This window comes from Ectobacillus antri, from assembly GCF_003852715.1.
In the GTDB taxonomy this organism is placed as follows: Bacteria; Bacillota; Bacilli; order Bacillales; family Bacillaceae_G; genus Ectobacillus; species Ectobacillus antri.
On record NZ_RIAV01000005.1, the window covers coordinates 185,468 to 202,915 of the forward strand.

Sequence of the window (17,448 nt, forward strand, 5' to 3'; positions counted from 1 at the left end):
AGCTCTTTATTTATAGATAAGTGACATCCATTGTTTTTATTTTGTATCCTGTAGCTTTAAAATTTCCTGCATTTTTCTCAAATCCTCCAAAGAATCAATTTCAAAGCTATCATCGCTTTGAATACGATGTAGATGTACTTGTAAGGAGGACAAATTCTGCTTCACCACATCATCCCAATATAAATCTGTGAAATTCCCTGCTGCAATGATTTGTTCTAAACTTGCTTGTATCTTTTCTGCGTCTTGTTTCGACCAATAGGAAATACCACAAAGAATATAATCATCATTTCCATCTCGTACTTCAATGTCGTAAATACGATCATTTTCATCGTATCGTAAAACCCATTCGTTTTTAAAATCAGGTTTTTTTGAGCTAAAATATAATGATGTCTGCGGGTTTTTCAGTAAAAAGTTTCGATGTAAGTATACATCCGCATCAATTACATAAGAATCCGTTAAATACTCTCTGACTAAATACATCGTGTAAATATTGTTATACTGATTATATTTATCGTTATGAACGAGTGTAACACCATATTTCTCTGTTAAATAGTTAAACTTCTCATGCAAATAGCCTGTCACCACGATGATTTCTTGTACACCTTTTTCACGAAGAAATTCGATTTGCTTTTCTAGCATCGGTTTCCCGTTTACTTCAACTAACGATTTTGGTGTAGTCAATGTTAACGGTCGTAATCTTGTTCCCATTCCTGCTGCTAGTAATATCGCTCTCATGCTGTTTTCTTTTCTCCATTTCTAAAACTAATACCAATTACCTCTTTTGGGCTTGCTACTGTTAAAATTGAGCCAACAATAATTCCAATACTGCAAAGCAATAGCTTTGGCGAGAAGGCTGTTCCTAGTACAATCATACCAATAATAACTGTCCATGCCGCATATGTGATATTGAGTGCCATTGCCTTTGTAGGTCCGATATGATTGATTGCTTTATAGTAAAATACATAAGATGCTGTACCTGCTAAAGCAATGACTGCAATTAGAGGAAACTCTTTACTCATCAAAACATCCACTGTTAAGAAATGACCGCCAAACACTGGAATAATGATGGCCGCAAAAGTAAGGGCTGATGTAAGCTGTCTGATTTGTAACGCTTGTTCTGGACTTACTTCATCATCCTTCATACCATATGCAATAATAACACACTCTAACCCCCAACCAACAACACACATTGCTGCAAAGAAAAATCCAAGCAAATAACTTTCAGTTGCTATTCCTTCATTAGAGTATCCCAAGAAAAAGATAAAGCCGATACTAATCAACAAACCAAACCAACTTCTAAGACCTAATTTATCTTTTAGGAAGATAAACGCAAACAATGCACCAATAGCTGGGTAAACTGCTGAGATAGAAGCTGTATAAGAGGCGCCGATATATTTTACCGCTAACACATAACCAGTCATACCTACTGGCCCCCCCATTAATGCTGCTAATACAACAAACAGTCCACTTTTCGTTCTTAGCTTAGAAAGTGTTTGTTTGAGCTCCCCGCGGAACAACATATAAATTGCCATCCAGATAGCAGACAGCGTATCATGAAGCAATGTACTTACTAACGGTGCCAAAAAAATAACTTGTTCTGTGGATAAAAATACTGCTCTTGATAAAACAATTCCAATTAATACGGTATCAAGTGCCCACAGTATACCTGAAGATAATCCGAAAAAAATACCTTTTCCTTGCCCCTTGTTCATCATATATCCCCCTCTGTATTAAACGCGCTCAAATAATTGCGTTAAGTTTGCCTTCGCTCTGTTATAACGATCGATTCCATACGTACCAAAATCATCGCCCTGTGCTTCTTTGATCTGAGTCCAGATACTCCATAAAAAGTCTTGAAAAATTTTATTAAGCAATATACGTGTTTTGATTTTCTCTTCTGCCGGCTGACCAAAGTAGAGCTGAAGAAATAATTCTTCTTCTTCAGGAGAGAAATTACATTCTAATGAATGAGCCGCTACGTCCCACATCGGATCATTCATACCGCTGTATTCCCAATCAATCAAATACATTCTACCGCTTCCACTTTTCACAAAGTTTTCAGGTAATGTATCGTTATGACAAGGGGTAAGCGTTACATCTAAAGCTTCATATATATCTTTCATGCGCATAACTGCTGCACGTGTTTCCTTATAGTCCGAAAAGTTTTCACCGTTTGCCTGTTTTAACAACAGCTCATATTCCTCAATCTTTTCAAATACGTCAAATCTATTCTTCATCACAGCCTGAGAAGTATGAAGAGTCCGCAACAATTCTGCAGTTAAATGCATATGCTCTTGACGCTTTGCGCTCTTTGCATTTAAGGTTTCCGCATCCGGAATCATTTCTGCCACCTTCACGCCTGTATGTTCATTAAAATAAAAGATTGGTGTATCAATTCCTAAATCACTTGCGATACGAGCGTTAAACTTTTCTTCATATCGGTTAATCATGTTTTCTGTACAATTTCCGGGAATACGCAACACATATTCCTTATTACGAAGTGTAACTTTATAATTTTTATTCGTCATACCGCCAAACGGCTCAATTGTAAAAGGTTCCTCCTCATTAAGCTGAAGCGCTTCACGTAAAATCTCTTTAATCTGTTGTTTTTGATATTCCGCTTCTTTTCGCTTAAGCCTCGGATAAACAAAGTTCACTACATTATGGTATTGCTGTGGTGTGTCAATCTCCGCCCAAACCGCATCAGGGATCTTTAAATAACCTAGTTTGTAGTGTCTAGCCGCATCTAATAACAAATACTCGTAATTCACATATGGATTGCGATTATCCTTGAATTCTGTTAAGAGCCATTTAAACATATTGTAGGAAATTTTACTAATACCCACCATTTCTCCATCTATCTTGTTTAGCTGATGAATATCTTTTGTAATTTTGTATAAATTTCCGTTTCTAATTTCAACAAATGCTTCATCACCCGAGCCACTTTCATTCGTAATGAGAACGCAATCACGTTCTTCATGATTTAACAGCTTAGAAATCGCGTACTCTTCAATTAAAATATCTGATTCCCATAATAAGAAGTCATCTGTAATATATTTTGCAGCGCACGCTAAAGAAATCATTGTGCCTGTCCATTTATACTGATCGTTTTCTACAATTGTAATAGATTCATCTTCACTGAATCTTGTAAATAGTTCCTTTTTATAGCCTGTAACCATAACAATAGTTTCAATACCATTTCTTTTCAGTATCTCGACATTGCGCTCAAGTAATACTTGTCCATCTAAATCGGCTAAGCCGGCCGGATTTTGTAATTCTTTACGCTGGCCCGCCGCCAAGATGACAGCTTGCTTAATTGGTTTAAATGAACGATGATGAATGTTTACTCGGTTGTCTTGCAGACTGCTAAGACCTTGTTTTAATGATTCAATTCCTTTTTCAGTTAAATAATAGCGCGTGCTTTTTCCAACTCGTTTTCTATTAATATACTTCTGTTCAATTAAAGGATTAATCATATAATTAATCTTACCGACAGATACGCCGCACATCTTAGCTATATCCTTCTGATTTACGTCGGTTTTATTGTTAATTACATTTAAAATACTTAATTCTTCCTGCTTCATCCCATCTTCGCTCCATAGATTCAATTTTTGAATGTAAGATTATCATGACACAGGGCAGTCGATATGTAAATATTTTATTTAGCTTTCTTTAAATTTAAGTAAAGTAATATTTACAAAAACGCTGTTGCTATATAAAAAGCACGCAGCTTATACACTGCGTGCTTCTCATACTTAGGAGCGTTTTAATCTCGCTCGCATTTTATTGATGAATAAGTATAAAACTTCATCTTTTGTTACAAAAAGAATGATTACATATAAACTAGCATTTACAATAACTAACAATCCTATCTCTACAAAAACATTTTCTATGAACACTTTAATTGGATAAGATGCAGGGAGAAATAAGAAGGAGTAGACAAAGTATTTCAACTTGGCCCACTCAAACATTCGATACGCAACTTTTAGCTTTGTTCTTATATACCAGTATTCCACACCTACTAGAACAGCATTAGCAAGCACGGTCGTTAATACAGCATATAATGGCGTCAGATAACCAAATACAACTAAAAAAGTATTTAATATCAGGTTAACTATACCACCAATAAATACGATTCTAACAAGTATATGTTCTTTTTCTTTAATATACATAATTTGATTAGATAAGATAGATTCCATACCTAACGTTATCATGTATAACGCAAAAGCAGCTAATACAGCTCCCGCAGGCGTAAACTCAGCACCACCATATAGAACGACCCCCACATCCGAAATGAGGAACAGACCGAATGCGGCTGGAAACAAGGTTGAAAAATATACTTTAGAAACTTGATTTAATACGCTGATGTATGCTTCTTCGCCTTCATTTTCAGATAGATAGGAAAGCCTTGGAATTGTGACCTGCACAACACTTAACATTAGCATATTAATGATACCCATAATTTGCTGTGAGACTACGTAGTATGAAACATTGCTTGCGCTTGAAAATTCACCAAGCATGAATCGATCCAGCTGTGTGTACAAAATGCTAGCGTTAGAAAAAATAACCATTAAAAATAAAGGCTTAATATGTTTTTTTAAGATAAGATTTGAAAATGAAAATGGAATATGACGTTTTACATACACAAAGCTTACAATATTGTTTAAAAACATAAACAGCACTAATAAAATGGTGTACTGGATGTAATCCTCAGCCTCTTGAATAAAGACAATAATCAGCACAGCATAAATTAAACGTAAGATGACTGTTTTTACTGTTATAAATCCATATCGTTCTAGCGCTTCATTTGCCCACTCTACATAGAATATATTAGAAAGAAAGTTAAATGAAAATAGCAAAAGAATCGGAAATATATCACGCTCTCCATATCCTGTATATACCACTAAAATATATAACCCTAATGAAAGCAAGCTTGTAATTGTACTAATCGTGAATAAACTTGTAAATAGCTGACTAACTTTCTGCGGATTTCCTTTAACCCGGCTCATTTCCCGCATACCATACTGATATACACCAAACGTTGCAAAAATAAAGAAGTACATAAAAATGGTTTCGGAAAACTGTACTTTTCCCATTGAGGTAGCCCCTAAGGTACGAGCTACATACGCTCCTACAAAGATTGGCAATACTAAGTTAAAAGCATTTAGTATGAGTTTATAGATGGTATTTTTAAATAATGATGGATTCATTCATTTCATTCCTTATCTATAATTTACCTAGCAATAAAATAACCTTAATCTATAGATTAAGGTTATTTTTTCTATGCATCATTATAACATATACAACTCTGCTTATTTGTATATAACTGCCTTAGTTACACCTTGATGATTTAAAACTTCAAAATTAGAAACGGATGTTGTCCAATCCCAGTTAGCATTCTTAATCATGTATGTTTCACCGTAATTGTCTGTTAAATACTCATGGTGATTAGCAGGAACAGGGAATGTATGGCCTTTAAAATCAATTGTAGTAGTTCCATTGAAGGATGAGGTAATCTTCTTCACAACTAGATTTGTAATCTCTTCTCGTCCTTCTGGATACGTATACTTTGTATGTTCACCAGCCTCTAAGGAATAGCAACTTACTTTCCCCGGTGCACTACTTTCATAATAAAACAAATCGATATGAACGCCTTCATAAAGATATGTTTCTTCTACAATACGACCATCTAAGTCAAATGTTCGTGACTTAGAAAAACCTTTAGTAAGCAAACATTCACCTAATTGCTTTACTTTTTCGTTGTTTATATATAACACACCAAAATCAATATCAAAGTCATGGCCGATAAAATCTTTTTCACGAATTGCGCCCAATAAAGTTCCATAATCTAACCAAAATTCATGCTCGGTTGCAAGCAAAGCTTCTTTCATAAGAGCTAGAGCTTGTAATCCATGCTCTTGCAGCTTCTTGCTTTTTTCTTGTGTTTGCTTTGCGCGATAGCCTGCATTCACTTTTGCCAATAGCGGATTGGCTTTTAATAGCTCGTACACCTTCATATTGCGTAAGTGCTTTTTTAATTGATTAACAATTGCCTCCATCCAGTTCGTCCCCTTTATATCCATCTATAACTATATTATATCTGTAGTTTGTATAAATTCATAAAAATTTTTTAAGTTAAGCAGCTCTCTTTTGAGATTGAGATTGTTTTTTTACACTAATCCTCCCAAGTATAAAGGGTATATAGCGATTGATCACATGTATACAAGGAACTAGTATACAGAGCGAAGCAATAGTAAAGAAAAGACCTAACATATTAGGATTTTCAATTGAAAATCCAATTATCGGGAAAACCCTCTGTAAAAAGAGCTGATGAACAAGATTGAATCCTACACATATATGCAATGCTAATATGATTAAAGAGTTTTTACCCATGTATGTTATAGGTTTCATAAAAGATAAATAACCCGATGCATATATCCAAAAACTAATCGCACATAGTGTCGTTAATATATCATAAAGGTAAACATTAGCACTATCTGGCAACACACCATATACAGTAATAACGTTCCACATATTAAAAACATCTGTAGAGTTACAGACAATATATATATGCATCACAGCACCACTGATTAATACATAAGACTTTTTTACATTATTTTTCTGTGGAATGGTTGTTTTTATAAAATACCCAATGCCAAAGTAAATAAGATAATATAAAGATTGATCTAAGCTCCATGGTAAAACATGAGTACCCGCTAATGGGTTAAAGATAAGAAATGAATAATAGCTTACTAAAATAGCAACTGTCATTACAACATATCTTCTTTTTACATACTTATCGAATAGATAATATATAACCTCAATTGTAAATAAAGCCGTTAAAAACCATAACGGGTCATTATAGTAAATTTCATTTCTTTTTGACATAACAAATGCTTTTATAAAGCTTGTTACATCTATGCTTTGATGAACTAGTATCTTCAGGGCAATAAGCGCAATAATGGAAAAACTTATATAAGGAATTAATAACGTCTTTGCCTTAGACACTAGAAACTCTTTAAACGTAGCATACTTTTTAGTTGAAAACAAATAACCTGATATGAAAAAGAAAAGCGGCATATGAAATGAATAAATATAACTTCTCGCCGTACCATCAATCATGGTGTGACCCAACACCACCAGGAAAATACCCATTCCTTTACATACATCAATCCACTCAATCCTATTTGAAATGCTCATGTCTATGTTCTCCATCTTACCTATTTTATAGTGAATTCTCACGTAGTGTATACAAGTGTTATATGTATTGTCAACACGCAAAATATAGTAAGTACCTTTATATGGGAAATCCTTATGGATGCCAATTTTCATTTGTCTTTATGGGCGTTATAAATCTAGAGGTTGACTATGCTTGGCATTTTCTAAAACAAGAATAAAATCAACAGGTACTGCCATCACAGACAGTACCTATTTTTAAATGCTCCCCTTTAAGGCGGATTCCTTTTCCATCATGAGCTGTAAGATAAGCTCATCTGTTTGTCTCGTTCCCTCGTTTCCAAGCTTGCAGAAGCTTTCAATACTTTTCTCGACATCATCATTGAATAAAACCATCTGTCGACTGAATCCTCTGCTGATTGATTGCCATAAGAGCGGATTGAACAGCAACATTAGCACAAGTAGACACCTTCATTGCACAACATGCCTTAGCACCATCACAAACCATACCGGAAACATTACCGATTGTATTCTGGATGGATGCCCTCACTTCTTCAAGTCCCCCCCAGCAAATATACGATACCTCCGCTTGCTCCCATTCCTGCAGCAGTTACACCACATAAGGCGGAAAGGCGACCAAACTTAGATTAAATGACTGAGGGCCACAGCGCGTACCATCTTCTCCTTAGAAGCCTAGTCGCTCTGCAACCGCTACAACTGGAAGAGTAACAGCAATCCCTTGATTTCCACTTCCGCTAGCTTCTAAATGAAGAGATTCAATTGCCTCCTCCATCACATAGCTTCTTGCTGTTGCAGCGGCTAACGCGATTGCTACTGGCTCCGTACATCCCAATGCAACTACTAATTCTTCCTTCAAAATAGCTCGTATTTTTTGCTACCTCATATCTGCTGCATCTATCTTATTTTTTTATTTCCTTCAGTGTAACACGTGTTGACTAAAAAAAATTAGGGCTAATTTTAGAAATACTTAGGTGCTCAATCATTTTTTAAGTTTATATTATCGTAGTGTGAGGATGGGACAAAAATCTACTCCAATTATAAAACACGCGCATAAATATATTGAAGCTAGTTAATACAAAGGAGGAATAGAAAATGATGCATCCAGATACAGAAATTCGATATGTAAGTAAAGAGGTAGGGATTGGTATATTTGCAACCAAATTCATTCCAAAAGGGACTATCGTTTGGATTAAAGATGACTTAGATATGATTCTTAGTGAAGAGTATATTGAAAGTCTTGACGCTATTAGAAAAGAGTTTATATATAAATATGCTTACGAAGATCGTGAGGGGGAGTATGTGTTATGTTGGGATCATGCGAGATACATGAATCATAGCTTCAATCCAAATTGCGTAGATACTGCATATGACTTTGAATTAGCTGCGAGGGACATCCAACCTGGCGAACAATTGACAGCTGATTATGGAGCGATGGGAGAAGACGAGACATTTCAATGCATACCGGAAGAAGGTACATCAAGAATAAGAGTGACTGCAAACGATTATTTAACCTATTATACAGTATGGGATGAAATGGCGAGAGAAGCATTTAAATACTTCAACAAGGTAAAACAACCTTTAAAGCATCTAATTGGCGAGAAATATGTCAATAAAGTAAACGTAGTAGCTAACGGAACTGAAGCATTAGATTCCATTCTAACTATATTTATTAATGATGAAGATACAATTTAAACTAGCAAGAAAAAGAGGGGGTGTTTTTAAAAATCCCCCTCTTTTTCTTCTATCTACTTCTCAAATTAACTATAAACCAGTTTTTTTTTGCACAGTCCCAAAGTTTCGGATGTAGAAGCATCAATCTGTTGAAACAATTCTGGTTTTCCAGCTAATGATATCCCATAAGAAGGAACCATTTCTTTTATTTTAGCTTCCCATACATGCATTTGTTCAGGGAAACACTTTTCCAATACTTCAAGCATCACATGAACCGCAGTAGAAGCTCCTGGGGAAGCTCCTAGTAATGCCGCTATAGAACCATCTGCCGCACTGACTACTTCTGTACCAAATTGAAGTGTTCCTTTTCCGCCCGTTTCTGTATCCTTAATAACCTGTACGCGCTGGCCCGCCACAATGATATCCCAATCCTCGCTTTTAGCATTTGGGATGAACTCACGCAATTCTTCCATACGCTTTTCATTAGATAACATGACTTGTTGAATTAAGTATTTTGTTAAGGCCATCTCCTTTATACCTGCCGCTAGCATTGTAAGGACATTGTTTGGCTTTACAGAGCCAATTAAATCAAAATATGAACCTGTTTTTAAAAACTTTGGTGAAAAACCGGCAAATGGTCCAAACAATAATGTTTTTTCACCATTGATATATCTCGTATCAAGATGTGGCACTGACATTGGTGGAGCGCCAACCTTCGCTTTACCATATACCTTTGCATGATGCTTTTCTATAACCTCAGGGTTTTTACATACCATAAACAGACCACTTACTGGGAATCCGCCAATTCGTTTAGACTCAGGAATTCCTGTTTTTTGTAGCAAAGGCAAGCTTCCCCCTCCGCCTCCAATAAATACGAATTTGGCAGCATGATGCTCAACAACACCGCTATCTACATTACGCACTTTCAATTCCCATAAACCATCATTTGCACGTTTAATATTCTCAACACTATGCTTATAGTGAATTTGAACATGTTTACTCTTTAAATGCTCAAACAAAATACGTGTTAAAGCACCAAAGTTTACATCTGTACCGGATTCAATTTTAGTAGCTGCCATTGGTTCATGAGATGTACGTCCTTCCATAATAAGTGGCATCCACTTTTTCAACTTCTCAGGGTCCGTAGAAAATTCCATTCCTTGAAACAACGGATTTTTTGAAAGCGCTTCAAAACGCTTTTTCAAAAAGGCTACATCCTTTTCTCCTTGCACTAAACTCATATGAGGTATGGGCATAATAAAATCCTGTGGATTTTGAATCACGTTTTTATTCACAAGATAAGACCAGAACTGCTTTGAGAGCTGAAACTGCTCATTAATCTTTATTGCTTTGCTAACATCTACCGATCCATCGGATTTTTCAGATGTATAGTTAAGCTCACACAGTGCAGCATGACCCGTTCCCGCATTATTCCATTCATTAGAACTTTCTTCTCCTGCATTGGCAAGCTTCTCAAATACTTTTATTTCCCATTCTGGTGCTAACTCTTTTAGTAATGCGCCTAAAGTTGCACTCATGACCCCGGCACCTATTAAAATAACGTCTGTGCTTGTTTGTCTGTTACTCATTTTCCCCATCCTTATCCCCTAAGATTTGCAGAAAAGATATAGACACTTATGTTTTGGCATTAAAGTAAAGCAAGAGTATGACCTACATACATATCTTCTCTGAATCATCCATAGCCTTATTAATATTATATCAGAAATATTTAAAATATTAAAATATCCTTTTACTATTTATGAGCGAACATACAAACCTGTTTTATATACTATATAAGTTTACATGTTTTTTTCGACATAGAAACAGCAAGAAAATCACGGCTCCAAACCCCCTCGCTATATTATGTATGTTCTTACTTGACACGCGTATCTCTTAGACCCTGATCGCATGCCCCTTTTTCTTTCCCACAAAAAAGAATGTCGGTTTTTCTAGTTGTACTTATATAGAATTAACATCTCCACAGTGTTCATCTATATAAAAAGGCAACTACAAAGCTATTTGATAGCTTTGTAGTTGCCTTTTTATTTTAGCTTATTTACTTGCAGACTTTTTAGATGCAGCATCTGACATCTTTGTAAAAAAAGGTAGACCAGAGATATATCCAATACCACCTGTTTTATTAATTCCAATCTGTTCATCCACGGCCTTCAATAACTCATCTTTATTAACCGCTGTAATTGATCTATCAGCAATCTCATCACCAGGGTGTTGGAAATTGCTAAAGATATAAGCGTAGTTATTTCTGTTATCTATAGCATTCAATCCGGTTGCTTCTGCACCAGCTGGAACAGATAAAATACGCGCTAACTCTTTTGTATCAACATTATAAGCCCAAACATAGTTATTGGTATGGTTTCCGCTATCCTCGCCGATAAAGAGTGTTCTCATTGCTTCAGAATAGCTTAGATTATCTGGGTTAGCTACTTTATCTACATTTGCTGTATTACCATAAGCATCAGCTTTAGGAAGATCTTCACCTACAATTAAGCCATGCATAGAAGGAGCTACATAGGAGCTATGAATCGCTTTTCCTTTGCTATCTGTTTGACCTTTTTTCAACCCTAATTCATACGTTACACCTGATTTAATTTTTGGTAGTTGAATATGGTCGGCCGGATCTTTTCCTGTCGGATCCTTTTCCATACTTTTGCTTTGGTCAGAAATTGCTAGGTATAGCTTTCTATCTTTTTCGTTTAACGTTACACCTTCCATTTTGTTAAACTCTGTTGTTGCGCCAAGCATAGCTGCATAACGACGTGTTTCCAGGAAAGCTGCTGCTTTTTCTTTACCAGGCTTTACTTTTAAATACTCTATCTTACCGTATGAATATTGCTTAATGGCTGTAAAACCTTCAGCAGGGACCTCTGAAGTTTCAAAAATATCATTAAACGTGATGCCGCTCTTAATGATATCTTCTACCTCCTTATCCGTCGCATGCCCTAGATTAATCCACTCTAAATCACCAGAACCACCATTTTCGGAACCTGTTTGCTTAAATTTAGCTGCATATAGTGTACCTGCTGATAAATCTTTTTCTTTATCGGCTACATACATAAATAATCCTGTATTCCCACCATCATCACCAAAATAAACAGTTCTATTATCCGGCATTACCTTAGCTAATTCATGCGAAATACGTCCAGTGCTGTAATGCTTCACGACCGAAGCTTTACCTTTTTTATCTACTGTAATTTCTGGCGTAAAGCCATAGAAGTATGGATTTGCTTTTGACTTATCTCCAAAGTAAAACTGAGCAAACGTTTCTACTTGGCTTCTTGTTTTAGATTGTGTATCTAAAAACTGACGTGCGTCTGGCTCATACTCTTCAGAGCCTAAGTGCGTATTCCATGGGGACATAGAGCCATTACAAGGAATCCAAAGACCGTTTACTGCAGAAAAATCAATTTTTTTAACGGATTTTGCTTTAAGCTCTCCTGTTTTTGAGTTTTGATTCAATTCCGTTAAAGACATAGAAGCAGGAACTAATCCATAAGCTGATTTCCCGGCAGCATCAACCGTTTGATACTCGTAATGCGTAATCATATATAACTTACCGTTAATTGGGTTCAATATTGTATTTGAGTCTGGTGCATCTGAAACAAAGTATTTTTTTTCTGGGCTACTTGGATCAACAATAGGATTTCCATTCACATCAATTGGTGTACCCGCAGGAACTCGTTCTCCCTTTACTGTTGCTACTTTATCTTCTGATTTAAACAAAGTTTTGTATGTTAACGGGAATGTTTTCTCTTTCCCATTTTGATACTTTACTGTAACTGATGCGTTTGTATATGTTTTTACCATTTCGTCAACAGTAGTAGGTGCCTTCATTCCATTAAACTTAACTGATTCTACTTTAAATTTATTCTGAGCAGCTACTTCTGCAGGTGCTAGTGCTGGAGCTGTAATAGCTAGGGCAAGCGCTAAAGCTGCTCCCTTTTTTACTAGTTTCTTATTAATCATCCTAATAGCCTCCTAGTAATTTATCTTTCACAACTCTATTAAACACGATAGATTTTAAGTACATGTTAATCTTGTTTAATGATTGGGTATATTTTATTACAGTTTGGAAACAAATGTTAGAAATGCTTGCATCTTTATCAATGCGTATCGTTGCTTCTTGCATGAAAAAAGAGAGGATTTGTTATCCTCTCTTTTCTCCTTAACATTCTGAAGCACATACCTTCTATCCCAATCAAATCAGTACAGTTGATATAACATATTTTTTCTCTAGCTATTGAGAGTTACATCCTATCACTTTCCTTGCCGCATCAACATTCCTTTTCAAAGTTATCAAGCAATGCACGCACTTCATCTGTCGATCTCGTGCTCATTAACTTTGTTCTTAACTCAGCAGCACCAGGAAACCCTTTAACGTAGATTTTGAAAAAGCGATGAAGCTTCGTTATTGATCGCGGCACGATTTCCGCATAATGATCCTGCAAATCGAGCTGTAGTCTTAGCAAATCAAGATATTCTTTACTGCTATGCTCTCTCGGCTCTTTTTCAAATGCAAACGGATTTTTAAAAATACCTCGGCCAATCATCACACCATCAATACCATATTGTTCAGCCAGCTGCAGCCCTGTTTGACGGTCAGGAATGTCTCCATTAATCGTCAATAGCGTATCTGGTGCAATACGGTCACGTAATTCTTTAATTTCTGGAATGAGCTCCCAATGTGCAGCTACTTCACTCATTTCTTTTCTTGTACGTAAATGAATAGACAGGTTGGCAATATCCTGTTTTAAAATATGCGTTAACCATGCCTCCCACTCATTTACATCCTCATAGCCAAGTCGTGTTTTTACACTGACAGGCAGTCCGCCTGCTTTTGCTGCTTGAATAAGTTCTGCCGCAACGTCTGGGCGCAGTATAAGACCGCTCCCTTTTCCTCTTGATGCCACATTCGGTACAGGGCAGCCCATATTAATATCAATACCTTTAAAGCCTAGCTCTGCCATACCAATGCTCATTTGACGGAAATATTCGGGATTGTCTCCCCAAATATGTGCCACCATTGGCTGTTCATCCTCTGTAAAAAGCAAACGACCACGCACGCTATCCTTGCCATCTGGATGACAATAGCTATCCGAGTTTGTAAACTCTGTGAAAAACACATCCGGTCGGCCAGCTTTACTTACCACATGACGAAACACAACATCTGTCACATCTTCCATTGGTGCAAGTACAAAAAATGGTCGTGGTAAATCACGCCAAAAGTTATCTATCATTTCAAACTCAAATCCTCTCGTTTCGAATACAATTTCAAACACTTGATCAAAAAACATAAAGCCAAATATTTTACTTCTTTTATCTTATATCATGGTTAACAACTTATTTTCAAATATAAATGCAGAAACACAGTAAACCCGAATTATAAAAATAAGTGCACCTTCACGGTACGCAACACAAATAGCCGTATATCATTCATTTTTCATAAGATATACGGCTATTTTACTTTCCACATGCTGTATAGAAGAAATAACGATAAAATTGCTTTAACATACACCTTTCGATGATTGCGGGATGGCCTTTGGCTGTTGGATGGATAGCCCTTCAAGAAGCCAGCGCAGCTCCTGTTGAGACAAATTGCGAACTTCCTTCTCGTTCTTGGGCCGTTGAAGCTTCCTGCTATCTAGGCGTTTATAAAGCATCGCGAGGCCGTCGCCATCAAAATACAAACATTTATAGCGATCTTTACTCCATCCAGAAAACAGGAAGATGGAATCACCGTACGGATTAAATTTGAAAGAATCTTGAATCAGTGTTGCTAGACCTTCAATTCCTTTTCTCATATCTGTTTTGCCGCAAATAATGTATTATGTTTTTTACCGCTGTGTAATCGTACTTCACAGAAGCTTCAACTGCAAATCAAAGTCCATTGTCCTCTTGCATCACTTCTTTGGCGATCCATCTGGGGAACAATTATCTATAATACCCAAAGGTGAAGAGCATTTGCCTCTTTACCTTCAAAATTTTTTGCCTCTACTTATGATACGGTTCACCGTACATCACCAAAGAACAAAGTTAATTTTGAGCAAAAAATCTTTATAGGAATATAGAATGAAAGCCCTACATCAATAGGGCTTTTTTGCTACAATAATTAACGGTTCGATATTTCGAAAAATTATATCCATTATCCCTTTATTTTTAATAAAGAAAAGCTTTGTATTGCTAAATAGATAAATAATACACTAAAAATTATGCTGAAAATGGAATATAATTTCTTTTTTAATATAAATTGTTCTATCCCCATTAAAAGCCAGAAGACAGCTACAATAACCTGACTAAGTCCTTGATAGAAATAATTTACTTCATGATTTTTTAAAGAATAAAAACTAACAATAAGATAAGCTATTAGTACTATTAGCTGTATAAATACAAAAGGCTTAATTCTATCTTTAACTATTCGCTTACCCAATTTATTTAAGAATAAACTCATAATTTTCTCCCCCACCTCAACCTTTTCTAAATTATACAAAAATCCCTAATTTATAGATATAAATGTTTGTATATCTTTTTCAACAAATTTTGCCCCATAACTTAAATATTAAGTAGAATAAAAAAAATCCCCTATATTAAGAGGATTTTGGATATTATTTATATTTGAATTGTCTTTAAAGTGTGAGGGTGGTTGTGCTTATGTCATTTAGTATTCTGGGTTTGTCCTAATTGGTGAAAAGTATCCCCCCACTATAAAAAAGCCAAAGACACCCTAGGAGGATGCCTAAATTGTTTGTTCATATTCTCCGATGATTTTATAGAATGAGTTCTTTTTTAACTCTAACAAGGTCATAAATTCAACCCCTGTTATCTCTTTTCTTTTCCATTTAGGATAGTTACTATCTAACTTTTGTCTTTGTTCCTTGTTTAATGTACTTAGATTTAATTGTGGTCTACCTAGATGTTTTCCTTGTGCCTTTGCAACTTTTATTCCTTCGGCTTGTCGTTGAAGAATATTATCACGTTCACGCTCACTTACAAAGGCTAAAACTTGTAAAACAAGGTCAGATACAAATGACCCCAATTGGTCTTTATATTGCGTTGTATCAAGTAAGGGCATATCCAATACTTTTATATCAGCTTTGATGTTTTGGGTAATATCTTCCCATTCTTTCTTTATCTCTTTTGAGTTTCTGCCGAATCGGTCAATTGATTTAATATAAAGTAAATCCCCTTCACGTAAACACTGCTTTAACGCTTTGTATTGGCTTCTATTGAAGTCTTTTCCACTTTCCTTATCAATAAATATATCACGTTCATTTATGCCTAATTCTAGGATTTCTTTTAATTGTCTGGCTTCATTTTGGTCTTTGCTTGATACCCTTATGTAAGCAAAAGTCTTTTTACTCATGTTCTTCACCGTTCCTATGGGTTATTTGTTAATTCTATTATAATCCATGTGTTTATAAAGATAAACATATTTTATAAACGTTTGTAAAATATTAGAATAAACTTTATAAACTATAAATAAACCCTGTTTTTGATTTCCTTAAAGGTATACCTTAATAAACTATCAAAAAACAACTTCTGTACTAAACGAGAATTATATTGATTCTTAAAAACATAAAAAAGACCGTCTTTTGACAGTCCTGTTCTTGAATTAAAGCTACCTGTTAGCTTAATACGCCAACAAGGTTAGTGATTTTTAGGTGTTATTAGAAATCTGGATACTAAAAGTACCAATAGAAAGAAAACGCAACTAACACTGGTATTGTTACTCGTTATCGTACTTGATTGGATAACCTGTATTGCAACCAATACATTTAATATGAACGATATAATAAATCCTGCAAATGAAATACTTGTTAGATAATTACCGATTACTAACCTTCTATCTGATTTATTATTCCTTTGAATATTCATAGTAAGTTGAAGTTGTTTAATTAACCCATATGTAGAACCCATAATAAATAATGCAACTATTGCATAACCAATTGTGTCATTCACTTGTACAACCCCCTTTTATACAATACGAATACAGTAAATGAAAAGTTTCACTATTTGTCTTTCCTGCACTAAACTGCTTCGTTAGTAGAATAAGTTACACAATAACTTATACATGATTATATCTCAATTGACAGTTTTTTTGGAATAATTCACGAGATAAAAATATTACAGAGTGGGGGAGTGGAATAATCACCAAAAAATCCTCTATAATGAGGACTTTTTGGTTTGATTCGTTTCAATTCTATGTTTTCGGTAATTGTTAATATTCTTTAGTGTTTTTGGGAGAAAATGTTCGCACGGTAAAAGTATGTTAATTGAGAGGATTTTCTTATGTTTTATACGGGAAATATTTTAACAGGGATTGCGTGGCTACGTCACTATTTTTATGTTCATTATTTATAAAACCGTTCTTTTATGTACTTCAATCCAACGGTATATAAAGTTGTTTTTGCTTATTGCCATCTTGATAGATGTTCTTATTAAACTCATCTATATATAAGTGATTTAATTTTTCGACATACGGCGCTCAGTGAATGCCGAGACGCTGCAGCACAGCTGCCGGCGTAGCTGAGACTTCAGTCAGAAAGCTCGTGACTGCTTCTTCAA

15 protein-coding genes are annotated in these 17,448 nt (G+C 35.4%); 1 reads left to right on the forward strand and 14 read right to left on the reverse strand.

Annotation, left to right across the window (positions count from 1 at the left end):
• Positions 1-36 precede the first annotated feature (36 nt).
• The 8 genes from EEJ45_RS07645 to EEJ45_RS19045 all read right to left on the reverse strand — a co-directional run bounded on the left by EEJ45_RS07645 (position 37) and on the right by EEJ45_RS19045 (position 8,053).
• Positions 37-735, reverse strand: coding sequence for a sugar phosphate nucleotidyltransferase (locus EEJ45_RS07645; protein ID WP_124564209.1), 699 nt, complete (start codon positions 733-735; stop codon positions 37-39).
• On the reverse strand, positions 732-1,712 hold the full coding sequence (locus tag EEJ45_RS07650) for an EamA family transporter (RefSeq protein ID WP_124564236.1): 981 nt from the start codon (positions 1,710-1,712) through the stop codon (positions 732-734). Before EEJ45_RS07650 ends, EEJ45_RS07645 begins: the two co-directional genes overlap by 4 nt.
• An 18-nt stretch (positions 1,713-1,730) precedes the next feature.
• The gene (locus EEJ45_RS07655) at positions 1,731-3,584 is read right to left on the reverse strand and encodes a phosphotransferase (protein ID WP_124564210.1); all 1,854 of its coding nucleotides are present in this window, start codon (positions 3,582-3,584) and stop codon (positions 1,731-1,733) included.
• A 171-nt stretch (positions 3,585-3,755) separates the two neighbouring features.
• A complete protein-coding gene (locus tag EEJ45_RS07660) occupies positions 3,756-5,210 on the reverse strand; it encodes an oligosaccharide flippase family protein (RefSeq protein WP_124564211.1) in 1,455 nt (484 codons plus the stop codon).
• A gap of 102 nt (positions 5,211-5,312) precedes the next feature.
• Complete coding sequence (locus EEJ45_RS07665; protein ID WP_164464222.1) at positions 5,313-6,059, reverse strand: LicD family protein; 747 nt, start codon at positions 6,057-6,059, stop codon at positions 5,313-5,315.
• 76 nt (positions 6,060-6,135) lie between these two features.
• Positions 6,136-7,200 (reverse strand): acyltransferase family protein, encoded by a 1,065-nt coding sequence (locus EEJ45_RS07670; RefSeq protein ID WP_164464223.1) that lies wholly within the window; start codon positions 7,198-7,200, stop codon positions 6,136-6,138.
• A gap of 355 nt (positions 7,201-7,555) precedes the next feature.
• Positions 7,556-7,726, reverse strand: coding sequence for an L-serine ammonia-lyase, iron-sulfur-dependent, subunit alpha (locus EEJ45_RS19040; protein WP_245999852.1), 171 nt, complete (start codon positions 7,724-7,726; stop codon positions 7,556-7,558).
• 135 nt (positions 7,727-7,861) lie between these two features.
• Positions 7,862-8,053, reverse strand: coding sequence for a hypothetical protein (locus tag EEJ45_RS19045; protein WP_245999853.1), 192 nt, complete (start codon positions 8,051-8,053; stop codon positions 7,862-7,864).
• Positions 8,054-8,289: 236 nt separating this feature from the next.
• Here EEJ45_RS19045 and EEJ45_RS07680 point away from each other — a divergent pair, with 236 nt between their 5' ends.
• Entirely contained in the window at positions 8,290-8,889 is a 600-nt protein-coding gene (locus EEJ45_RS07680) for an SET domain-containing protein (RefSeq protein WP_124564214.1), read from the forward strand.
• Between the two features lie 65 nt (positions 8,890-8,954).
• On the opposite strand, the gene EEJ45_RS07685 is transcribed toward EEJ45_RS07680, so the two are convergent.
• From EEJ45_RS07685 to EEJ45_RS07710, 6 genes are all read right to left on the reverse strand, one after another.
• Positions 8,955-10,457 carry a malate:quinone oxidoreductase gene (locus EEJ45_RS07685; RefSeq protein WP_124564215.1) on the reverse strand — a complete coding sequence of 501 codons (1,503 nt, stop codon included), beginning with the start codon at positions 10,455-10,457 and terminating at the stop codon, positions 8,955-8,957.
• Positions 10,458-10,920: 463 nt separating this feature from the next.
• Positions 10,921-12,852 carry a PhoX family protein gene (locus EEJ45_RS07690; protein ID WP_124564216.1) on the reverse strand — a complete coding sequence of 644 codons (1,932 nt, stop codon included), beginning with the start codon at positions 12,850-12,852 and terminating at the stop codon, positions 10,921-10,923.
• 308 nt (positions 12,853-13,160) lie between these two features.
• Complete coding sequence (locus tag EEJ45_RS07695; RefSeq protein ID WP_124564237.1) at positions 13,161-14,123, reverse strand: tRNA dihydrouridine synthase; 963 nt, start codon at positions 14,121-14,123, stop codon at positions 13,161-13,163.
• A 267-nt stretch (positions 14,124-14,390) separates the two neighbouring features.
• A complete protein-coding gene (gene tnpB / locus EEJ45_RS07700; RefSeq protein ID WP_342769348.1) occupies positions 14,391-14,708 on the reverse strand; it encodes an IS66 family insertion sequence element accessory protein TnpB in 318 nt (105 codons plus the stop codon).
• Between the two features lie 320 nt (positions 14,709-15,028).
• Positions 15,029-15,334 carry a hypothetical protein gene (locus EEJ45_RS07705; protein ID WP_124564218.1) on the reverse strand — a complete coding sequence of 102 codons (306 nt, stop codon included), beginning with the start codon at positions 15,332-15,334 and terminating at the stop codon, positions 15,029-15,031.
• Positions 15,335-15,619: 285 nt separating this feature from the next.
• Positions 15,620-16,246 (reverse strand): recombinase family protein, encoded by a 627-nt coding sequence (locus tag EEJ45_RS07710; protein WP_124564219.1) that lies wholly within the window; start codon positions 16,244-16,246, stop codon positions 15,620-15,622.
• Positions 16,247-17,448 lie beyond the last annotated feature (1,202 nt).